Annotated in this window: 21 protein-coding genes and 1 riboswitch; of the genes, 8 read left to right on the forward strand and 13 right to left on the reverse strand. The window is 36.9% G+C overall.

The window, feature by feature from the left end:
• Positions 1–131 precede the first annotated feature (131 nt).
• Positions 132–217: riboswitch (cyclic di-GMP riboswitch) on the reverse strand.
• 127 nt (positions 218–344) lie between these two features.
• The 9 genes from BN999_RS19125 to BN999_RS19165 form a co-directional block, all read right to left on the reverse strand.
• A complete protein-coding gene (locus BN999_RS19125; RefSeq protein ID WP_141249095.1) occupies positions 345–782 on the reverse strand; it encodes a hypothetical protein in 438 nt (145 codons plus the stop codon).
• A gap of 62 nt (positions 783–844) precedes the next feature.
• The gene (locus BN999_RS19130; protein ID WP_096274166.1) at positions 845–2,185 is read right to left on the reverse strand and encodes a short-chain fatty acid transporter; all 1,341 of its coding nucleotides are present in this window, start codon (positions 2,183–2,185) and stop codon (positions 845–847) included.
• A gap of 722 nt (positions 2,186–2,907) precedes the next feature.
• A complete protein-coding gene (locus BN999_RS19135; protein WP_096274168.1) occupies positions 2,908–3,069 on the reverse strand; it encodes an aspartyl-phosphate phosphatase Spo0E family protein in 162 nt (53 codons plus the stop codon).
• Between the two features lie 134 nt (positions 3,070–3,203).
• Positions 3,204–4,166 carry a carbohydrate kinase family protein gene (locus tag BN999_RS19140; RefSeq protein WP_096274169.1) on the reverse strand — a complete coding sequence of 321 codons (963 nt, stop codon included), beginning with the start codon at positions 4,164–4,166 and terminating at the stop codon, positions 3,204–3,206.
• Between the two features lie 28 nt (positions 4,167–4,194).
• Positions 4,195–5,649 carry a glycoside hydrolase family 32 protein gene (locus BN999_RS19145; protein WP_096274171.1) on the reverse strand — a complete coding sequence of 485 codons (1,455 nt, stop codon included), beginning with the start codon at positions 5,647–5,649 and terminating at the stop codon, positions 4,195–4,197.
• Between the two features lie 15 nt (positions 5,650–5,664).
• Positions 5,665–7,065, reverse strand: a complete 1,401-nt coding sequence (locus BN999_RS19150) for a sucrose-specific PTS transporter subunit IIBC (RefSeq protein WP_096274173.1) — start codon at positions 7,063–7,065, stop codon at positions 5,665–5,667.
• 207 nt (positions 7,066–7,272) lie between these two features.
• Positions 7,273–8,259, reverse strand: a complete 987-nt coding sequence (locus BN999_RS19155; protein WP_096274175.1) for a LacI family DNA-binding transcriptional regulator — start codon at positions 8,257–8,259, stop codon at positions 7,273–7,275.
• A 115-nt stretch (positions 8,260–8,374) separates the two neighbouring features.
• Positions 8,375–8,815 carry a hypothetical protein gene (locus tag BN999_RS19160; protein WP_096274177.1) on the reverse strand — a complete coding sequence of 147 codons (441 nt, stop codon included), beginning with the start codon at positions 8,813–8,815 and terminating at the stop codon, positions 8,375–8,377.
• 81 nt (positions 8,816–8,896) lie between these two features.
• On the reverse strand, positions 8,897–9,721 hold the full coding sequence (locus BN999_RS19165; RefSeq protein WP_096274179.1) for a hypothetical protein: 825 nt from the start codon (positions 9,719–9,721) through the stop codon (positions 8,897–8,899).
• Positions 9,722–9,906: 185 nt separating this feature from the next.
• Between BN999_RS19165 and BN999_RS19170 the strand changes: the two genes are divergently transcribed.
• Positions 9,907–10,371, forward strand: coding sequence for a divergent PAP2 family protein (locus tag BN999_RS19170; protein ID WP_255247533.1), 465 nt, complete (start codon positions 9,907–9,909; stop codon positions 10,369–10,371).
• Between the two features lie 28 nt (positions 10,372–10,399).
• Here the strand turns inward: BN999_RS19170 and BN999_RS19175 are convergent, their stop codons facing one another.
• Positions 10,400–11,173, reverse strand: coding sequence for an HAD family hydrolase (locus BN999_RS19175; protein WP_096274183.1), 774 nt, complete (start codon positions 11,171–11,173; stop codon positions 10,400–10,402).
• 204 nt (positions 11,174–11,377) lie between these two features.
• Here BN999_RS19175 and BN999_RS19180 point away from each other — a divergent pair, with 204 nt between their 5' ends.
• From BN999_RS19180 to BN999_RS19210, 7 genes are all read left to right on the forward strand, one after another.
• Positions 11,378–12,016 (forward strand): GGDEF domain-containing protein, encoded by a 639-nt coding sequence (locus tag BN999_RS19180; protein ID WP_096274185.1) that lies wholly within the window; start codon positions 11,378–11,380, stop codon positions 12,014–12,016.
• 78 nt (positions 12,017–12,094) lie between these two features.
• Positions 12,095–13,276 carry an HD-GYP domain-containing protein gene (locus BN999_RS19185; protein ID WP_096274187.1) on the forward strand — a complete coding sequence of 394 codons (1,182 nt, stop codon included), beginning with the start codon at positions 12,095–12,097 and terminating at the stop codon, positions 13,274–13,276.
• A gap of 120 nt (positions 13,277–13,396) precedes the next feature.
• Positions 13,397–14,569, forward strand: a complete 1,173-nt coding sequence (locus tag BN999_RS19190; RefSeq protein WP_096274189.1) for a peptidase — start codon at positions 13,397–13,399, stop codon at positions 14,567–14,569.
• 132 nt (positions 14,570–14,701) lie between these two features.
• On the forward strand, positions 14,702–15,019 hold the full coding sequence (locus BN999_RS19195; RefSeq protein WP_096274191.1) for a phage holin family protein: 318 nt from the start codon (positions 14,702–14,704) through the stop codon (positions 15,017–15,019).
• A gap of 296 nt (positions 15,020–15,315) precedes the next feature.
• Positions 15,316–16,284, forward strand: a complete 969-nt coding sequence (locus BN999_RS19200) for a Bug family tripartite tricarboxylate transporter substrate binding protein (protein WP_096274193.1) — start codon at positions 15,316–15,318, stop codon at positions 16,282–16,284.
• Positions 16,285–16,341: 57 nt separating this feature from the next.
• Positions 16,342–16,824, forward strand: a complete 483-nt coding sequence (locus BN999_RS19205) for a tripartite tricarboxylate transporter TctB family protein (RefSeq protein ID WP_096274195.1) — start codon at positions 16,342–16,344, stop codon at positions 16,822–16,824.
• Positions 16,825–16,851: 27 nt separating this feature from the next.
• Positions 16,852–18,354: a tripartite tricarboxylate transporter permease gene (locus BN999_RS19210; RefSeq protein WP_217988505.1), complete on the forward strand. Its 1,503-nt coding sequence runs from the start codon at positions 16,852–16,854 to the stop codon at positions 18,352–18,354.
• Positions 18,355–18,427: 73 nt separating this feature from the next.
• Here the strand turns inward: BN999_RS19210 and BN999_RS19215 are convergent, their stop codons facing one another.
• The 3 genes from BN999_RS19215 to BN999_RS19225 form a co-directional block, all read right to left on the reverse strand.
• Positions 18,428–19,414 (reverse strand): M28 family peptidase, encoded by a 987-nt coding sequence (locus tag BN999_RS19215; RefSeq protein WP_096274197.1) that lies wholly within the window; start codon positions 19,412–19,414, stop codon positions 18,428–18,430.
• A 246-nt stretch (positions 19,415–19,660) separates the two neighbouring features.
• A complete protein-coding gene (locus tag BN999_RS19220) occupies positions 19,661–20,962 on the reverse strand; it encodes a TRAP transporter large permease (protein ID WP_096274200.1) in 1,302 nt (433 codons plus the stop codon).
• Positions 20,959–21,462: a TRAP transporter small permease gene (locus BN999_RS19225; protein WP_096274202.1), complete on the reverse strand. Its 504-nt coding sequence runs from the start codon at positions 21,460–21,462 to the stop codon at positions 20,959–20,961. Before BN999_RS19225 ends, BN999_RS19220 begins: the two co-directional genes overlap by 4 nt.
• Positions 21,463–21,471: the final 9 nt, after the last annotated feature.

A 21,471-nucleotide genomic window follows, 5' to 3' on the forward strand; every position in this document is an offset into this window, starting at 1 on the left:
AAAAACTATTTTAGAATGACCTTGCAATTATAAGTGAAAAATAAATACTCACATATTAAGGCGCGTCGGTACATTATTATCCTATTAAAATAAAAAATGGCTATTCATGCACATGAATAGCCAAAATAAAATTTGGTAGCCAGGCGATCATAGTCACTTGTACGTTAGACCCTAAGCTTTGCGTCCTATCCTTTCAGATAGTTTGCCTTTTTTCAAATTTTCCAGTATTTAGTTACTATTACTTATTACCTATTCTACACCAATCTTAAGATAATTCAATAATTTGAGAGAATAAATTTCAGTTTCTTGAAAAAAATTTAATAGATGATCGATTAACTATGATTTTATACCCGAAATTGGTAGATTTGAAACCTTTTTTGAGGTTGTTTTTGCTCTATTGGGGGATGGTTATCTGTATTGGGTACATGATTGACAATCTCGGGAGCGTGCTTTCTCCTTTTGGGCACATGCTCCACAACCTCGGGAGCATGCTTTCTCCTCTTGGGCACATGCTCCACAGCCTCGGGAGCATGCTTTCTCTTCTTGGGCACATAATCGACAACCTCGGGGGCATGCTTTCTCTTCTTGGGTACATGATCGACTTCCTCGGGTGCATGCTTTCTCCTCTTGGGCACATGCTCGACTTCCACGGGAGCATACTTCCTCCTCTTGGGCACATGCTCCACAGCCTCGGGAGCATGCTTTCTCTTCTTGGGCACATCCTTGACATTCTCAGGAACATGCTTCCTCCTACCAGGAGTATGATATACACCAAACCACAACCTTCAAACACAAAAATAGACCCATGGGAACATCCCACAGGTCTACACTTAACTTACAATTACTAGAAAAACAATAATCCAATTGAAATTGGTATAAAGCTATAAAATAATACCATGACACAGAATCCCATGATATCACGTACTTTTAAACCAGCAATTGCAAGTAGTGGTAATGCCCAGAATGGTTGAATCATGTTTGTCCATGCATCTCCCCATGCTACAGCCATTGCGGTTTTTGCGGTATCAGCACCTAAACTCATGGCGGCGTCAATCATAATTGGACCTTGAATAGCCCATTGTCCTCCACCTGATGGAATGAAGAAATTCAGAATTCCTGCACTTATAAAACTTAACCAAGGTAAAGTAAATTCATTAGAGATATTTACAAACCATAATGATAATTCATGTGACAGCCCTGAGGATTCCATCATACCCATTATACCGGCGTAAAAAGGGAATTGAATAATAATCCCACCGGCATTTTTTACTGCACCAGAAACACTGTTTAAGAAACGTCTTGGTGTTCCGTGGAAGATAATACCAAGAAATAGAAATATAAAGTTTACAATATTAAGGTTCAAATCAAATCCATTTGTAACAAAATGATACACAACAAATGCTAACCCAAGTAATCCAACTAGGTAGGAAATAATTCTACTGTTTTCTAGGCGGTCAGCAGGTGTTAACTCCTCTTTAGACGTTAGTTCTGGTTCAGAGTCTTCCATCGTACTTTGTTGGAGGTTTAATAACGCTGGGTCGATCTTTCCTACAGTTTGAGTAGATTGCATAATTAATCTATTCAATAATGGGAGTGTTACTAATAATGTCCCAACGATAAATAAGTTTGGACCAGCAAATAACGTGTCTACGACAGGAATACTACCAATCTTATCCGCTAAGAAATGATCCTCTGTTGCAATAAGTAATGGAACAGACCCAGAAAGTCCACCATGCCAAACTAGGAATCCACTATAGGCACTTGCCATCAGTATACGGTAATCCGCTGACGGCACACGCTTTGCTACATGGATTGCAAGTAATGCCCCAACTACTAGACCAAATCCATAATTGATTAAGCAGGCAATTGTAGCAACCAATGTAACTAGAATTACTGCTTGTCCAGGTGTGTTTGCTAGGTTACTAATCTTCCCTAGAAACCTTTTCACTACTGGACTATTTGCTAGTATATATCCTGTTACAACAATCAGGGCCATTTGCATCGCAAAAGCTAAAAGCCCCCAAAAGCCTCCACCCCAATACCCAACCATATCTACAGGGTTGTTGTTCGTGAAGATGATACCAAGTAGAAACACTACAAAAGTTAAAATAATAGCAAATAGAAATGCATCTGGTAAATATCTACGAACCATTCGATCAAAGAAATTAGTAATCGAACCAAGCATAGCTTTTTACCCTCCTTTTTTGGAATTAATATATCTTATTCGATGATGCTAGTTTTATTCTGGTTGTTTTTCATTCTTATAGTGTATTAGTTTTTCATACAAATTCCAAGTCTGAGAGGAAAAATCATTATTGTTATTTATTGGCTTGGCTTATATTTAAAAAGTGTTCTAGTAATCTTAAACTAACAAATAGTAGATAGAAACTGTACGGTAACTACCACAAAATTACTTTCTTGAAGAATTAGTGATAGGATACCGCTTCGGCAGAATACTCCGCTAGTGATAAATTCCATCTAAGTGATTTTTATTAGATAACGTATCATATTAAACTAATTACGTTACGCAATTTAGCGGAGGAAATACACGGAGACTCCTCGAAAATAAAGAGCAATTTTCTTCGTGCGATGATTATGCTGCCGAAGCCTTCCTTGTCCTGCGGGAATAGCACGTGTCCGAAGACCCCTAGAGAGGTGGTCTTTCCTCGAGGAGGCTGAGGCCGGGCCCGCGGAAAGCGAAGTGTATTTCCGAAGCGGGTATGTTGCGCTATCCAAGTAATTAGTTACCGCACAGTCTCTAACAAACTGTGATAACACCAGCAACAAACATTTCAAAAGCATCTTTTCAGAGAAGTAATATTATAGAGGAATTTAATAGATTGATCTTACACGTATCTATTAGTAGTTTCAAAAGAGTTAGTAGTCGAGGTGTCTTTATAATTTAGTCTATTCTTTATCTTTCCTCATGTAGTTTATAATTAGCAGGTCTAATTCTTCGCTTTTCTCTTGAACTTCTTTACTATGCATACCATATCTTTTTGCATCTTCTAACATGGTTGCTCGCTTTCTTTCTATTAACCTTTGTATTTCTTGTTTCGTATTTTTCATCTCATACCTCCTGTTTAACTTGTCTCTTATATACCTTTTTTGTCACAAAACTAAACAGGTAAAAAATACAATTGCCATGCTATCGGATTTTTCATTGAAATTTCCTATAGCATGGCACAATTGATTCTGATAGATTAAATAGATTTTGATTTAATAAATCCTTGGATTTGTTCTAAGGTTGGCATGGCAGGTATAGCACCTTTAATGGTTGCGACATAGCCACCCATCGCATTACCAAATTCGAGGATATTCTTTAGTTTTTCCGTTGATACTTCTTTTCCAAGTACATTCATTTCCAGTATTTGATACAATGCTCCGGCAAAGAATGCATCGCCACAACCGGTTGTATCAATCGCATACACTGTTTTTCCTGGAACCATTACTGATTTTCCATTTGCGAAGCAATAGCTCCCTTTTGAACCAACTGTTACAAATAGAATTGGAATATCAAATTGATTGGTTAGCCTTTCAACTCCATTTTGGATATCAACTTCCCCTGTTAGAAATTCTAGTTCTTCGTCTGATAGCTTAACAATATCAGCAAATGGCATGATTTCTAACATCCATTTTTTTGCATCATGTAAATTATCCCAAAGAGCAGGACGCAAATTAGGATCAAAAGAAATAGCGACTCCATGATCCTTTGCGTGCTGTAGTGCCGTCAGTGTAGCCTCTCGTACAGGTTCATCCGTCAACGAAATAGAACCAACGTGGAAAATCCTAGAATTAGAAATGAGATCAAGCTTCAGATCATCTTTCGTTAGCATCATATCCGCGCCAGGTTTTCTGTAGAAACTAAAGGAACGCTCACCCTGTTCTGCAATATGAACAAAGGCTAGTGTAGTAGGAATTGAAACTTCAACCATTCCCTCCACATTAACCCCTTTATTCTTTAACGTTTCTTTTAACATGTAACCAAACTTGTCACGACCTACACTTCCAATAAAGGAAGCTTGTTTACCTAAGCGAGCAAGGCCTACCATCACATTTCCTGGAGCCCCTCCTGGATTTGCAACAAAACTGGGATTCCCCTCCTCGTTAACCCCATGTGGTGTAAAGTCCACAAGTATTTCACCTAATGCTGTAACATCTATCATTTAGCCACCTACCTTTATCGTATCAAAATTAATATGCCGTTGTTCGCTTCAAACCCCATTTAGTAACATCCAGCCTAACTGGACCAACGGCATTAAATACTATGTCTTCACCTTGATCAAAGATGCGAGCAGAAAAGACTGCCTCACCATCGTTAACAAATAATTCTATTGATGACGTATCTTTAAAAATGTGGAGCGAGTGAAGTTTCGCCAAAGAATAATGTCTTTGTTCAAGTTCTTTCCCATTAAACTTTTCTCTTTCTAACGTGAGTATTTCTTTAGTTTGGTCAAAAGAAATCGTTGTTGAATTTCCTATTTGAATAGAGAAGTATTCCGTTTTCATTTCAGTTGGTTCGACTAGTAGCTCGAATACAGAACCATTTACATGTTCGAAAGTCTTCCCTTGTACTTCAAGTAGGACATCTTTGTAGGCTATTTCAGCCTTACGTAGCTTTTTCAATTCGTGGACAGGATGTTGTAAAAGTAACCCATCTTTCCATTCTAATTCTCTTGGAATTGTCAAAGTGTGGATCCATTCATGTTTTACAGTTGGTTGAATTACATCTGCTTCTTCCGCATTTCCCATCCAACCAAATAAAAGTTGTCGACCATTCTCATCCATTGTTGTTTGTGGAGCATAGAAATCAAAACCACGATCAAGTTCAACAAATTCTCCATGTTCAAATGTAGCCTTATCTAAATTGACGTTTCCAGCAAAATATCCGGACTGAAAAATATTCTGAAACTCAAATCCTTTTGGTTGAATTCCTTGTGGACAAACTAATAGAATATCTTTCCCGTCCACTTGAAGTAAGTCCGGACACTCCCACATGTAACCAAAATCATCAAGCCCATTATGGTTACTTCCAGTAAGTGTTCCTTTGAAATTCCAACTCATGAGATTAGAAGAAGAATACAGAACTGCCTCGCCCTTTTCTGCCTCTGTTTGAGCACCTAGTACCATATACCACTGATTATCTTGATGAAAAACTTTCGGATCGCGAAAATGAGCTGTATACCCTTTAGGAACTTGAATAACAGGACCCTTTTTTTCAAAAGTAACGCCATCATCTGAGACTGCTAAACATTGGTAGGACTCACGATTTCCTGCTTCGTCCTTCACATTTCCCGTATAGAAAAGAAACATCTTGTCATCATGAACAATTGCACTACCAGAATAACAGCCATCTTTATCAAACCAACTGTCAGGTGCCAGAGCATACGGCGCTTCCTCCCAATGAACCAAATCATCCGAAACATAATGGCCCCAAAACTTCGCTCCATGCTCCGTCTTAAACGGATTCCACTGATAAAACATATGATATTTCCCTTGATAACACACAAATCCATTCGGGTCATTTAATAAGCCAACAGGGGGCATTAAATGGTAATGCAAGCGATATGGATCGCTTGCAACCACTTCTTTATAAGATTCAATCTGACTATCCACTTTCTTCTGCATGTCTAAAGCTGTTTGTTTCATAACAGACTCCTACTCTTATTTTTCAAATTTCTCTGCTGCTTTATCTGAATAACCAAACATCCAAGTTAGCGCAAAGGCAACGGCAATTGCCGCAACGTTTGATAAGATATACAGTGGTAATTGTGAATTTAGATATAATAATGTACCAGGAATAACCGTAATCGCCATACCAGTACCTGCTAATTTGAAAATAGCTGCAATAAATCCGCCAACTGCTCCACCAATTAAGCCCATTACAAATGGCTTACCATAACGAAGGTTTATACCGAAAATCGCAGGTTCTGTAATTCCTAAAAACGCTGATAAAGAGGATGGCATCGCAAGTGCTTTTAACTTTGTTCTCTTTGTCTTCAACCCAACAGCAAGTGCTGCTCCACCTTGTGCAGCTGTAGCACAAGTTACAATTGCATTATATGGATTGTTACCCAGATTCTCTAATAATTGAACCTCTAGTAAGTTGAAAATATGGTGTACACCCGTAATAACTATAATCTGGTTCAGCCCACCAAGTAGAATTCCTGCTAAACCTAATGGTAAATCAAGTACCCATAATGCTGCATCTAAAATATAACCTTCCACCGTATGGAATATCGGTCCGATGATAAATAATGCTGCAATACTCATGATGAGTAAAGTTAAAAATGGTGTCACAATTAAATCTAATGCTTCCGGTACACGTTTACGAATAGCACGTTCTAATTTAGCCCCAATGATACCAGCGATAAATGCAGGTAAGACTGCACCTTGATAACCTACAACTGGAATAAAATCAAAGAAATATAGTGGTTCCGCTCCTGAGGCAACTCCCCAAGCATTAGGTAAGGACGGACTTACTAGCATTAATCCAAGTACCATCCCAATAATCGGTGTTCCACCAAATACTCTGAAAGTAGACCAAGCGATGAGTGCAGGTAAGAATATAAATGCTGTATCAGTTAGTATTTCTGTATACAATAGGAAGTTACTAGAAATATCTTCAGGCACAAGACCAAATAGGCCTAGAATCTCTTCTTGCATAACTAGCCCACGTAGCCCCATAAACAGACCAGTTGCAACTAGTACGGGAATGATTGGTACAAATACATCACCAAATGTACGAATAGCACGTTGGAATGTGTTCCTTTGCTTCGCCGCTTCTTCTTTCTGGTCTTCTTTTGTCATTTGTTGAAGATCAAACTTTTCTACTTCCTCATAAACCTTATTAACGGTCCCAGTCCCTAGAATTACTTGATATTGACCAGAGTTGAAGAATGCTCCTTTTACTTTATCAACATTTTCCACTTGCTCCTTGTTGACTTTCTCCTCATCTTTAATGATAAAGCGTAGTCTCGTAGCACAATGTGTGACCGATTTAATATTCTCAGGTCCGCCGACAGCATCGATAATTTCACTTGCTATTCTTTTGTTTTCCGACATGAAAATTCCTCCCGATATTTTTAGGGAATCGATTCCATATTGTAGTTTGTAAAAGATAGAAGTATTGTGATAAGTGCTTTTTCTTTTCTCCCACTAACTTCCCCTAATATGGATATCCCTTTTTATAGTTTGTCTATTCGAAGATGCTATACTATGGAATCGATTCCATTTTAGTTAAAAACTTTATGAAATCGATTTCACTTCGTATCATACACTTTTTCGGATAATAAGTCTATAGTCTAAAATAATTTGTTTTTGGTAGTTCTTGGATTCAATTTTGGCAAGTAGTTGTTTCGCTGCCTGTTCCCCCGCTTTTTCATTTTGATAATCTACCGTTGTTAATGGCGGTTCTAAGTATTTTGCTATTTCAGATGCTCCAAAACCAGCTAAAGCCATTTGTTCCGGGATTCTAACTCCTTTTTCTTTTAAATAACTCATCGCACCGATTGCAAGACGATCCGTTACTGCAATAGTAGCTGTAGGTTTTTTAGTCGATTTTTCAAGAATTGATTTCATTGCATCATGACCAGAATCGATGTCAAACACCCCAGTTTGCATCCACTCAGGCTCTACCATTAAACCATTCGACTCCATTGCATCAAGAAATCCTTTCTTACGCAAATGACCAACCGCCCTGTCGGTTTCATCCACCCCAATAAAAGCAATGTTTTGATGTCCTCTTTCAATAAATAGAGATGTTAAATCAAATGCAGCATGATAATCATCATATGTAACATACATCATATCTTCTGCTTCTTGACCTACAATAACCACAGGTACTTTTATTTCTTTTATCTTTTCCATTAATTTAGGTTCGGTATTGGTTGCAATAAGAATAATGCCATCCACTTGACGTAGTCGTAATAAATCTAGATAATCAACTTCTTTTTGTTTATCTAAATTAGTATTAGCTAGTAGAATTTGATACCCATTTTTACTTAGTTCTTTTCCAACACCAGTGACAATTCTACTCGGAGTTTCCGTTTGGATAGTTGGGAGAATAACACCGATAACCTTCGTCTTTTTGGTTCGAAGGGACTTTGCTTGTTCACTAGGTACGTAACCAGTCTCCTCGATTACCTTTTCTACACGCTTACGAGCATCCTCACTCACATATCCCGAATTATTTAACACACGGGAAACTGTAGTTCGAGAAACCCCAGCCATTTCTGCAATCTCCTTAATCGTTACCATCCGAAACCCTCCTCAATCATTCGACAAAGTCCGACGGGTGCCAGGCACCTATATCCATATATTACTGTTTTGAAAACAAAAAATCCACACATCTATAAGATGGTGTGGACTTTATCTATTTATTCTTTTTGCGGAAGAATAATGCGGCAGCGAAAACCGCCCCAGCAGCTCCTACATACTTTACACTGGTTAAGGATTTCTGAAACCAATACCTACTAATGGATTCCATATCCTTGATTAGTTCGGCTATTTCTTCATATATAAAACGCTTTTCCATTGGTGTTAAATTTTTAGATCTTAGGTTTTCATATAACTGATTTATTTTCAAACTATTTTTCTGCTTATCTTTATCTACAATCTTCGGGCTATCTTCATTTACGACTTCAAGATATTGAAGAATTTCCTTAGCAAAAGAAACAGCATAAGACTGTTTGATCATATTACTTATACATTTCTCTAGTTGCAAATCCTTGAATTCACCTAACTGATGTATAACCTCGACAACTTCATCCGTAAAGCCCTCAGGATGGAATTCATCTTTTTTCCAATATCCCATTATGATCACCCTATGCAAGTAATAAACTGAAGCGAGTCTAACACTAATCATACTACATTTTTCCTATAAAATGGATTACATTTATGTTTCAAATAATTTCCCTTTAAGTGCTTTGATATAACGGTTTGCCGACCTTTCTACCGCAGCAATTCCATCTCTTTTCACTATCCGATGAAATGCATTATAGATCCGGTCAAACTTCATTAGACGAATTTTCTCCACCATTTCTGCTACTTTCGATGCTGGTAATGGAATCAGGTTAGGATAGCTATACATGAAACTAACCCAATCTTGATCTTGTACGACTTGGATAATGTCCCCTGATAACAAAATCCCAAGTCCTTGGTTACCATGCTGCCACTCCAGTACGGACCTGCCCTGGAAATGACCACCTAATCGGTGCAAGATGAGACCAGATTTAAGTTCGTGTTTTTCCCCAGACCAAAACACGATCCGTTCACTGGGTCTAGTAACCCATTCCTTATCATCCTCATGAATATAAATAAGTGCATCGAAGGTCTCCGCCCATTCCACCTGCGTTGCATAATAATGTGGATGAGAAAGTGCAATAGCATCAATACCGCCCAGATTAGAGATTTCTTGAACCGTGAAGTCATCTAAATAAGTGATACAATCCCAAAGCACGTTAAACTCATTTTGTTGCACTAGATAAGCGGTTTGTCCAATTCCGAAGTTTGGTTTAGTGTGTATACTATAGAGGTTTTCTTCGTCTTGTATAATGTCATTTTTGTATATGTTATCTTGAATTAGTCTTTCTAATGTGGTCCAGGACTGGCCCTTGGGGTGTACATACTGTCTTTCATCATTGCAAATCAAACAGGAATCAGGCGGTAGTATGGATTGCTCATATTGAATACCACAAGTCCTACAAATAAAATGATTCATGATTCAGTGGTTGAACCTCCCACTTTATTTCTATATATTTCCATTTTATCCTACCATTGAAAAATAACAATCCTACTTAGGTCCTATATGAATGGAATTTTCAAACAATGAAAAAGATCATCATATCGTAAAAAATTGTCACATAATCTCTTTCCATTTGCACAAGAATAACGTGAGGTGAAATTATGTTGAATCGTGCATTAGTTACGGGATTAATTGGGATTGGTGCAGCACAGTTTTTGAAAGTACCACTTCATTATCATGAAACTGGTATCTGGGATTGGAAAAAGATGTTCGGTTCTGGGGATATGCCTAGTTCCCATTCTGCTGCTGTTACTTCACTTACTAGTTATATAGGCTTCAAAAATGGGGTTTCATCGATGAACTTTGGGATTAGTAGCATTTTTAGCTTAATTGTGATGTATGATGCGATGGGTATCCGTTGGCAAGCTGGACAGACTGCTATTGCAGTGAACGACATGTATGAAGAATTAGAAAAGTTTGCTGAGAAACACCCCGATGTCTCCTACCGAAAACGGGAAAAGGAATTAAAAGAAATGCTAGGTCATATGCCAATTGAAGTGATTGGCGGGGCTGCACTTGGATTATTAATTGGTGCGGTTAGCCATTTATTAGAAGATGATGATTAGGTAAATAGGGGCAGTCCCTCACTTTTTACTACTGTATGAGGGTCTCAACATTCAATTCATGAATAGATTGAATAACTAGCTTGGGGATAGCGTTATTTGGAAGTGAATTTTCATTCGTTTCACTTCCCCACTTTTCCCTTAACCAATCCAGGCAATCCCTACGCTCACTTCGCTTAGAAATAGCGGTTTGTTTTATTGCCTCCGACATAGTTGGAAATAGTAGAACGGAAAGGACACCCAGTTTATTTGCTAACACCACATCATGATTCAATCGGTCCCCGACATGTGCAATAATTTCATTGCCACCGTGTAGCAATTCTTCGACCATTTCCATTTGCGGCTTTCCATACCCTACTTTTTCAGGTGTAATCACAACATCAAAAATCTTCGTCAAACCAAGCGCATCCATAACTGGCTTTTGGTACTTCTCGAATCCATTAGTCACTACTCCCAAACTATATCCATGTTCCTTTAATCCTTGCAAACCCTTAATAAGATTATCCTCCAACAAAGATACCTTAGGAGGTACGGAATGTTTCCTAACCAGTTCCTCTACATTGATTTTTACTTGAATCCCCTTCTTAGCAAAGACTTCCTGTACAATATTATCCCAATCATATGCTTCTACGATTCTTCCACTGCTCATTCGCATCCGATGCTCCAGAACCAATTCAGGAAAAATTTTCTGTCCATTATCTAAATATCTCTCAGCGACCCTATCGATTTCTGGAAATACCCAATCCCCAAACGGATTTTGCATTAATGTCCCATCTAAATCAAACGTAATCCATTTCTTAGCCATACCTTATTAATCACCTTCCTAGAGTAATAAATGTTCTACTACTATCAGTTTATAATGGTACATACTTTTTATTTCGTATAATTTCACGCTAAAACCGTTTAAAACCAACTATCCCAGGGTGTTATGACAATTTTCTTTCAATTTACAGTTTAGAAAAAAAGAATTATACTATTCTCATTCGTGTTTTAATAGGAGAATATTACTATGAAATATAATGGTAGAATTACACTATTATTATTATCACTACTTACATCATGTGTTTTCCTAGTATTTGGAAATAACTATAATCCATATTTACTTATTTTCAGTGTTGTTAATGCAGGAATTGCTTGGCTTTTTGGGAGTTTATATGATCAGTATAAATTTCTATCCTTTAATGATTATTTGACAAAAGTATATAATCGTAGGTATGGGTATAAAGTCATTCCCAAATTAATATCATTAGCGAATCTAAGAAATGAGCCATTGGCGATTTTGAACATAGATATTAATAATTTCAAATGGATGAACGACAATTATGGTCACGAATATGGTGATCAAATCCTTCAAGAATTTAGCAATATTGTTCTCCACAGTATAAGAAAAAGTGATCAATTGTTTCGTTGGGGCGGAGATGAATTTCTTGTAGTTCTACAAAATGCGGATCAACAAGCTGCTGATAAACTATCGAAGCGATTGAATGAAACGGTAAACAGCGGGCTAAAGAAATCAATGAAAGAAATCGATGTAAATCTATCAATCGGCTACTCTATCTTTCCAGATGACGGGCAAACATTTGATAAATTGGTTTCTGTTGCCGATAATAATATGTATGAAGTAAAAGAATTGTCGAAGAGCAGGTAAATAATCTAGTATACTATTTAGATTGAATACCTTTTTAATCTTACAAGTCTTTAAAAATTTTATCAAAGAGGGTTACATATGAAGAAGCCACTTCAATTATCTCTAATTCAAGAAGAAAAACAAGCTACTAAATGGTTTTTAGGATTGTTTTATGGGATTTTTATCATTTATGAGATTATTTATTCCTATATAATGTCGACATTACCTTGGGTTGTTGAAATAATTAACACTACTAACTTTTTTGATTACTTGGTTTATCTAGTATTAATCGTTATAATACCTATTTCCATATATTTAATGAAGTCGGATAAACCAGGGTCAATAAAATATATCCTCTTTATCAGTTACACATTCATAAATCTTGTTAGTGAAATTTGGCTTTATAGTAATAACGATACTTCATATAGTAGTGGTAATATAGTAGAATTAGTCATTATTTTATTTTCACCAATTTTCGTAAATAAAAAATACTTTTATTTCGTTTTCCTTGGATCAATGTTGAAGTACTTAACAATTGGATATGTATTGAATTATAACGCCGTAGTAGGGCCATTACTACTTATTATTGTGTTTTCCATTATTGCTTTTATTATTTTACTAAGAATTATTAGTTATGTAGATACAGTGAAAAATTCTTATGATAAGCAGATCGAAGGAATAGTAAAAGGAGTAATTGCAACATTAGAACTTAAAGACCCTTATACAAGAGGTCACAGTGAACGCGTAGCAGAATACGCGATGGCATTAGCAACAAAGACCGGTGAATTTAATAAAGATGAGTTAAAATACTTTTATTATGCTTGTCTCTTACATGATATCGGTAAAATTCATATACCAGATGCTATCTTAACCAAACCTGGCAAGCTAACAAAAGAAGAATTTGATATAATTAAGATGCATCCACTAGTTGGAGCGAAAGCAGTCCAAGAGGTCGAAGGAATATCAGCTAATATTGAAGTAATACGCCATCATCATGAGCGTTGGGATGGTAATGGCTATCCAGATAAGTTAAAAGGTGAGGAAACAACAATTTTAGCTAGAATAACGGCAATTGCAGATGCATTTGATGCGATGACCTCATCTAGGTCCTATCGTTCTGCTTTATCTTTAGAAGAGGCCTATTCCCGTATTATTGATGGTAAAGGTTCACAATTCGATCCTAAATTAGTAGAATTGTTTGAAGATGTATTTCCTGAGTGGAATAAAATACATGATCAATATAATAGTCGAAAGGAGGTGCACCAACATGAAAGTACGTAAGCTAAAAAAAATCAAAACAACTTGCTGGTGGTGTTTTCTAGTACCTCCATTTAAGTAAAACCCAAAGGATGCTAGTAATCTAGCATCCTATTATTTTGACAAAATGGTGGTGATGTCATTATGAAATTATCTCTTGATTCCATGCTAATCCTTTACGACGTTCAAATTCGTCCAGACAAAAAGAACTATATCGTAGAAGATGCATCAGGCGAATTCTATGAAATGCCAAAGATTTGTATTGATGCAATGGAATTAATAAATCAAGGTCATAGTTTAGGCGATATAGAGACTGTGCTAAAAAAAGATTATCCTGAAGAAGATGTTGATATTATTGCTTTTACTAAACAATTAATAGAATTTGGTTTGGTGAAGGAAATGGATGGTGTAGAAGTTACGACTACCAAACAAATCCGAGCATCGAATGGATTTGAATGGATATCACCTAAAGTTGCATTGTTTTTCTTTAATAAAATATCGAATAAACTTTATATCATGTTGTTTATTCTAAATGTCCTTTTCATTATCCTCAATCCAGAACTTTTACCCAATTATAAAGATGTTTTCTTATATGATTCCATGATGTTCAATATGCTTTTATATGTGTCTATTTCACTTTTACTTATTCTAATACATGAGTTTGGCCATATTCTTGCTATTCGTTCGTTTCGTTTGCCTGCTAAATTAGACATCGGGAATAGGTTATTTTTGGTTGTATTTGAGGCTGATTTGACAGCTGCTTGGAAACTTCCATCCAAAAACAGAAATCCTCTATATTTTGCAGGAATGTCATTTGAGCAAGTGATTATTTTTATTTCCTTTATTCTTACACTGTTTTTCGTTGAGGATAATTCTTTACTTGCAGGAATTCTTGGAATTGTTATCTTTGATATCTTTATTAAAACGATTTATCAATTCTGCTTTTATATGAAGACAGACATGTATTACATTATTGAAAACATTTCCGGACATTACAATTTAATGGAAAACGTTCAACAACATTTAAGAAAATGGCTTCCATTTATAAAACAGGATACTTCTACTGAAGCGTATCAGAATGAAATGCTCGGAATTCGCATTTATAGTACGTTTTATATTATTGGGATCTTGACTACGTTTGTATTGGTTGGTATTTATGTCTTTCCACAAGCATTTTACGCCTATTCCAATTCAATTTCCCACCTATTGGAATCTCCTAGCAACCCGCTGTTTTGGGATTCGGTTGTCTTCTTTGGTCTAACTATTCTAATGATAGGGCTACTTTTCTACGCTAAACTGAAAAAGAATAACAATTAACCAAAAGGCAGTTCTAGCGGGACTGTCTTTTCCTATTTATTTGCCTCGGAACTCCTCACCTTTTCTACACACACCTTCTAAAATTTCTACATATCATGATTGTATGTATCCTTTTTTGAAAGGAGCCAGTCTATGGAAGATGTGTTTTTTTACATTAAGACGGAGACCTTTATCTTAATTCCGGTATTATATGTGATTGGTATTATTTTAGATCAAACTCCCTTCATTCCAAAATGGGCTCAAGCATGGATTAAGTTGGCATTTGCAGTTATATCCTGTTTATTATACTTTGGAGTTGATATTAGATCTGTAGTTCAAGGGATATTAGTGACAGGTGTGGAGATGATTTTCAGGGACACAACCCATAATACTTTTTTTGGTATCTACGAAAAGACGAAAAAGAAAAACGGTACAAAAGATAATGAGAGAAATGGTAAAAAAAGAGAATAATTCACTATTTTTTCGTTCTAATATGTTTTAATAGTTTTCTAAAGGAGGATAGAATTTCTTTTTCTATCCTCCTTTCTATTTATTATTTTTTTAAAAATGAGGTCACACCAACAATGAAAACCCTTACAAACAAAATGAAGCTATTTTATCCAAAAAACCTTATTGACGGTAAGTGTTTTATAAATTATAATATCATAAAATATTCAGATGATTGTTTCTGCTTACATATTGATTAAATTGTGGACAACTCATCAGAAATAAAATTTTTTAAAAATTTCGAAAGAGGAGATGGACATATGGGTAAAAGTAAGATTTATACTCCAGTAGCACTACTAGTAATTATCACTTCCCTTGCAATGCTCCTCGCAGCTTGCTCCGGTGATGAAGAATCGGTGGAGAATTATCCTTCAAGAGAGGTAGAAATGGTAATTCCATGGAATCCTGGGGGAGGAAGTGACCTTGAGGGACGTTTAGTCGCTAATTATACAGAAGAAGCAATCGGCCAATCCGTTGTTGTTGTCAATGTTCCAGGTGTTGGAGGAACAATCGGCGCAGAGGAATTACTTCAAAAGGACCCAAATGGTTATCACATTGGGCAAATTCACGATGGACATTTAGTTGCTCACCACTCAGGAATAACAGAAGTAAATTATGATGACTTTGTCCCAATTGCTTCTATGACTGCATCAAACCAAATCTTAGCTGTTTCAAGTGAACTTGGCATTGATACGTTAGAGGAATTTGTAGAATATGGAAAAGAAAACCAAGTTATCTTCGGTGGAACAGTTAGTGGTATTCCACGTGTTTGGGTAGAACAATTCTCTAAAGAATTAGGTATTGACCATAAACTTGTGGGATACGAAGGTCTTGGTGAAGCAATCCAAGCACTCGCCGGTAACCATGTGGAAGCAGTTATTGTAGATTATCCATCTGCAGCAGAATTCGTGGAAGCAGGTCATATGAAGTTTATTGCTATTGGTACTAAAGAAAGAACAAGTACACTTCCTGATGTACCAACCTTCATTGAAAAAGGGTATGACATTACCATGGGGATTAATCGTGGTTATGTCGCTCCACCAGAAACTGACCCAGAAATCATCAAAGCTCTAAGTGATAAGCTTGAGGAAGTGGCAAACAATGAAGAGTTTATTGCTGAGGTTGAAAAACTAGGTGGTAGTGTAAACTTCATGAACAGTGAGGAATACAAGGAATACTTAGATAATCAAGATAAAATTATTGCAGAAACAATCGCAAATATAGAATAGAAAGTTTGAGGACGAGCAATCGTCCTCACTTCATTTCCGTTAAGTGAGGGGAAAAATATGGGGGAAATTATAATAGGGATTCTCTTAATCCTGTTAAGTGCAGTTATCTATTTCAACTCGGGGGATTTCCAGCAAGTAAATGATTCCATTCTTGGCCCTGGTTCCTATCCAAAATTGGTCGCTGCCTTACTTGGATTTCTTGCGATCATTCTGGTGATCAAGAAAATGATTGAACTTATTAAAACGAAAAAACCAATTTTTGAAGAGGGAAAGAAGAAATTTTTCCTAAATGTTTGGAAAGAACATAAAATTGTCTTCTTAATAGCAGTCTCTCTTGGTTTATATATTATCTTAATGAATGTAATTGGATTTATTATCTCCAGTATTATTTTCATTATTGCATCAGGACTGATCATTGGATCGAAGAAGAAAAAGGATATTGTTCTGATGAGCGTAATTTCAGTTACAGTCACACTAGGCATGTATTTCTTTTTCGAAAATGTCCTTTATGTCAGATTCCCTGATGGAATTCTATTTTAGAATGCCTATGATTGGAGGAATAAAACCATGTTGGACCTATTAATGCTAGGTTTTACTGAGATTTTTCAAATCAATATTCTTATTGTCATCTTAATAGGAGTGGTTGTCGGAATCATAGCTGGGCTCATTCCTGGATTTACCGTGACCATGGCCATCGTGCTAACACTACCCCTAACTTTCGGAATGGAACCAGTGATGGGAATTGCAGCGATGATTGGTGTACTTGTAGGTGGTATGTCTGGGGGACTTATCACGGCAGCATTACTCGGAATTCCTGGAACACCCTCTGCAGTAGCAACGACTTTTGATGCCTATCCTATGGCGAAAAAAGGACAACCTGGTAAAGCATTGTCACTTGGGATATGGGCCTCATTTCTGGGTTCGATCATTAGCTTCTTCTTACTTATTTCGATTGCTCCACAAATAGCGGGTTTAGCACTTGAATTTGGTCCTTGGGAAATGTTCTCTCTAATAGTTGCAGCATTGACCATTATCGTAAGTGTTACCGGTGAATCCCTTTTGAAAGGATTGATTGCTGGATTATTTGGACTTCTAATCGCAACGGTTGGAGCAGATCCCATTGTAGGGATTTCCCGTTTCTCGTTTGATATTCAAACCTTAAGAGCCGGTATTCCATTCTTAGTCGTTTTAATTGGAATGTTTGCGATTTCTCGATTGTTTAATGCTGTTGAAAAATCTGAATTAGAAAAAGACTTATCTGAAAAACAAGAGGAAAAAATTAAAGGGTTAAAATTTGCATTGCATCCAATAGAAACTTTTAAGACCGTCATAAAAAAACCGGTTAACCTAATTCGCTCTTCCTTCATAGGATCCATAATTGGAGCTATTCCTGGTGCAGGTGGTAGTATTGCCAATATTATTGCTTACGATCAAGCGAAAAAGTGGTCAAAGGATAAGGATAAATTTGGGACTGGTCATGATGAAGGAGTTGTTGCTTCAGAATCTGGAAACAACTCAACTGTTGGTGGTGACTTAATCCCAACAATCGCCCTAGGTATTCCTGGATCCGCCGTAACAGCAGTTCTATTATCAGCCCTAATGGTTCACGGTATTAATCCAGGACCATTACTTATTACGAACGAGCCAAACATTGTCGGTGGGATTTTCGTTGCATTCTTAATCGCATCATTTTTCATGTTATTTGCTCAGTTTCTAGGCATGCGCTTCTTTGTTAAGGTAACGGATGTTCCAAATCGAATATTAGTACCTGTTATTCTTGTGTTATGTGTTGTGGGAGCATTTGTCTTAAACAATCGTCTTTCAGATTTATATTTATTATTTATCATTGGAATTATCGGATACTTTTTCACGAAGTATAAATTTGCTTTAGCGCCTATCATTATTGGAGTAATACTTGGCCCTATTGCAGAAGTAAACTTACGAAGAGCAGTGATGACAGATCCAGATTGGACATTATTCTTTACTCGTCCTATTTCCGTTACATTTTTAGTATTGGCTATACTTTCTATTATTTTTACTTTATGGCAAAATAAACGATCTAACGCTTAAAAAAGGGCAGTCTATCTGTTGTCATTCAGATAGACTGCCTTTTACATTTTATATGAACATTTCCTACCCTAAATTATAACGGTCTATTTTCAAACGGAGGTTCCACAGGTTGTGGAGCAACTCTAGCATTCTCTAGTGCCGGTGTATCTTTTCTAGCAATCTGATATACTGCTGAACCTACCACATTAGCCATGTTCTCCAATTTCTCCACGCTTAATTTCTCAATGGTATCAGTTGGTTGATGATACTCAGGTTCTAAAGGAGCGTAACTAAAGGCTGCTGATGCAATTCCAGCATCGTGGAATGGTTGGTGATCACTTCGTCCAACACGACCATATGTCAGCGGCTCAAAAACTCGTAAGCTAGAAGATGCTGCAAGGTTCGTAATTGTATTTCGTTCTCCGTCAACAGTGAACATAATCATATCACCAGCATTGGCACTTCCAACCATATCAAAATTGAACATACCAACAGAACTATTTAATTCTTCTTCTGATAAGGTAGATACATAGTGTCTCGAACCTCTTAACCCAAATTCTTCTCCTCCAAATGTCAGAAAACGAATTTCGGTGTCCGTCTGCATATTACTTAAGACACGAGCTAATTCTAAATTAACCCCAACTCCTGATGCATTATCACTTGCTCCAGGTGAACCAGGAACAGAATCATGGTGAGAACCAACATAGATAATTTGACCTGTATCGTGTTTCTTATGTGCCTTTTTAGTGGCAATAACGTTATGAGATGTTATCATAGAAGACCCTCGTTGAAATTGAAATTCCTGTATTTCTACTTCTAATCCAAGCTGTCGGTATTGGTCAGCGATATATTGAACAGCTGCCCATTCACCTTCTGTTCCAGCTACACGTGGACCAATATCTTCTGCTAAATGAGAAATATGATCATAGATTTTCGAAACATCAATTCGTTTAACAATTTTGTTATCAAAAGCTTGTACAGATGGATTGTTTGGAGTTTCTAACTCATTTGCAGTAACCGGTGTTACTAATAAACTTAATGCTAACATACTTGTACCTAAGGCCAATACATGCTTCTTCATCACAATTTCCCCCTCAAATGATAGTAATTAAACAAATCTATTAAGTTTCACCTCCAGAACAATAATTTCTGCCCGAATGGACCACTACCCGAAGTATTACAGAACATATTAGCATTCCTATCAATGAGGTTAAATGGGGTAATAGTATCATTTTTCTGAAACTTTAATAACTTAATGAGAGGACTTTCTAACTAGAAAAAGCTGTGGTTACTAGAACCACAGCTTAAATCGATTTAGATTACTAGATTATCTCATTAAATCTGGCAGAAATGTCACGATACTAGGAAACACGACAATTAACACCAAACACAGAATCATCATGAATAACATCGGAATGACGCCTTTAAATATTCGCTGAGCTGGAATATCTTTCGCAACACCACTAATGATATAGATACTAAGCCCCATTGGTGGGGTAAGCAAGCCAATATTCATGACTAAGATCATTACAACCCCGAACCATACCCCATCAAATCCGAGCATAGTAATCAGAGGATATACAACAGGTAATGTAAGTACAAAAATAGCAATACCTTCTAAGAATAGTCCTAGGATGACGTATACAACCAAAATTAATGCTAGAATAGCCATTGCTGGTAACGCTAATCCAGATACAAACTGTGTAATTTTCACCGGAATTGTACTTAATGCTAGAAACTTACTAAATATATCCGCTCCAATAATAATGAAGAAAATGGCTGCTGTAAGACGTGTTGTCTCACTTAATGACTTTTTAAAATCCTCAAAGCTTAATCTTCTTGTAATCACGGTTAATAGAAAAGCACCAAACGCCCCTACTCCCCCTGCCTCAGTTGGGGTAAAATATCCGAAGTATATTCCGCCAATACTAAGTGCGAATAAAAGAACAAAGGGCCAAATATATGCTAAGGTGCGTATCTTAACTGTAAACGACTTCTTCTCTGTAACGGGTGCAATTCCTGGTTTTCTCCATACTAGAACATAAATCATGAGCATAAACAATGTCATCTGCAGTATACCTGGTACCAATCCAGCGATTAACAATTTACCTATAGGCTCCATCGTCAAGATACCATATAGCACGAGGATGACACTTGGTGGAATTAATATTCCAAGTGTTCCTCCTGCAGCTACACAAGAAGTGGAAAGGGCATCATCATAACGGTACTTTTTCATTTCTGGTAGTGAGATCCTTGCCATTGTTGCGGTCGTGGCATTCACGGAACCTGAAATGGCAGAGAATAATGCACTCGTTCCTATCGTTGTCATGGCGAGTCCACCTTTTATGTGGCCAATCCAAGCATCCACTGCCGTATACAAATCTCTACCAAATCCGCTATAAGAAAGAAACATTCCCATTAAAATGAACATCGGAATAACGCTTAACGAATATGAACTTGCTGTTGAAAATGGTGTCGTCCCTAATTGAACGAGTGCGGAATCCCACCCACGGATCAAGGCAAGTCCTAAAACTCCGACCAGAATTAGAGAGAATGCAACTGGGACTCGAAGCATAAATAATACAAGCAAAGCGATAATCCCTACTATACCAATTATTTCGGGGCTCATTCGTTATTCACCGCCAATCTAAAATAAGCAATTGCTTTGAAGATGGCTGTGAGCATGAACACTAGAATTGTAAAAGCAATAATAAATATAAACGGGTGAACTGGAAGTGCTAAGTCAGTCGTAGTAGCATTCCTTTCCATCATTCGAATCCCATTATCCAAAATATGTTTTGCCATCGAAAACAACACAACCGCAATCATAATCTCAATGACACCGAAAATACGATTTCGATTCCTTTCCGTGAATCGATCGGTTAGAAAATCAACTGTGATGTGATCACCTACTCGATGTGTAATAGCTAAGGCAAAAAACACAAGTAGTGCCGAGCTAAGCTCTGTCAGTTCATAGGTTCCTTTCAAAGGACTATTAAATAAATTCCGACCAATCACATCAAAGGTAATGATAGCCATCATAAAGATCAGAATAGCATTTGCTACCATCTGTTGAATATCCACTAGTTTTGCAAGTATTTTTTCCGGCTTTGCTAAAAGATTCGGCATCGCTTTTCC

The sequence above is a fragment of the Paucisalibacillus globulus genome, assembly GCF_900184735.1.
GTDB lineage: Bacteria > Bacillota > Bacilli > Bacillales > Amphibacillaceae > Ornithinibacillus > Ornithinibacillus globulus_B.

Bases quoted from the DNA above. Each gene is read 5' to 3' on its own strand.
- BN999_RS19150 (WP_096274173.1), bottom strand. From the start codon at position 7,065: ATGTCGGAAAACAAAAGAATAGCAAGTGAAATTATCGATGCTGTCGGC.
- BN999_RS19220 (WP_096274200.1), bottom strand. From the start codon at position 20,962: ATGAGCCCCGAAATAATTGGTATAGTAGGGATTATCGCTTTGCTTGTA.
- BN999_RS19165 (WP_096274179.1), bottom strand. From the start codon at position 9,721: ATGAATCATTTTATTTGTAGGACTTGTGGTATTCAATATGAGCAATCC.
- BN999_RS19135 (WP_096274168.1), bottom strand. From the start codon at position 3,069: ATGAAAAATACGAAACAAGAAATACAAAGGTTAATAGAAAGAAAGCGA.
- BN999_RS19210 (WP_217988505.1), top strand. From the start codon at position 16,852: ATGTTGGACCTATTAATGCTAGGTTTTACTGAGATTTTTCAAATCAAT.
- BN999_RS19140 (WP_096274169.1), bottom strand. From the start codon at position 4,166: ATGATAGATGTTACAGCATTAGGTGAAATACTTGTGGACTTTACACCA.
- BN999_RS19155 (WP_096274175.1), bottom strand. From the start codon at position 8,259: ATGGTAACGATTAAGGAGATTGCAGAAATGGCTGGGGTTTCTCGAACT.
- BN999_RS19215 (WP_096274197.1), bottom strand. From the start codon at position 19,414: ATGAAGAAGCATGTATTGGCCTTAGGTACAAGTATGTTAGCATTAAGT.
- BN999_RS19130 (WP_096274166.1), bottom strand. From the start codon at position 2,185: ATGCTTGGTTCGATTACTAATTTCTTTGATCGAATGGTTCGTAGATAT.
- BN999_RS19180 (WP_096274185.1), top strand. From the start codon at position 11,378: ATGAAATATAATGGTAGAATTACACTATTATTATTATCACTACTTACA.
- BN999_RS19195 (WP_096274191.1), top strand. From the start codon at position 14,702: ATGGAAGATGTGTTTTTTTACATTAAGACGGAGACCTTTATCTTAATT.
- BN999_RS19170 (WP_255247533.1), top strand. From the start codon at position 9,907: ATGTTGAATCGTGCATTAGTTACGGGATTAATTGGGATTGGTGCAGCA.
- BN999_RS19145 (WP_096274171.1), bottom strand. From the start codon at position 5,649: ATGAAACAAACAGCTTTAGACATGCAGAAGAAAGTGGATAGTCAGATT.
- BN999_RS19160 (WP_096274177.1), bottom strand. From the start codon at position 8,815: ATGGGATATTGGAAAAAAGATGAATTCCATCCTGAGGGCTTTACGGAT.
- BN999_RS19175 (WP_096274183.1), bottom strand. From the start codon at position 11,173: ATGGCTAAGAAATGGATTACGTTTGATTTAGATGGGACATTAATGCAA.
- BN999_RS19200 (WP_096274193.1), top strand. From the start codon at position 15,316: ATGGGTAAAAGTAAGATTTATACTCCAGTAGCACTACTAGTAATTATC.
- BN999_RS19185 (WP_096274187.1), top strand. From the start codon at position 12,095: ATGAAGAAGCCACTTCAATTATCTCTAATTCAAGAAGAAAAACAAGCT.
- BN999_RS19190 (WP_096274189.1), top strand. From the start codon at position 13,397: ATGAAATTATCTCTTGATTCCATGCTAATCCTTTACGACGTTCAAATT.
- BN999_RS19205 (WP_096274195.1), top strand. From the start codon at position 16,342: ATGGGGGAAATTATAATAGGGATTCTCTTAATCCTGTTAAGTGCAGTT.
- BN999_RS19225 (WP_096274202.1), bottom strand. From the start codon at position 21,462: ATGCCGAATCTTTTAGCAAAGCCGGAAAAAATACTTGCAAAACTAGTG.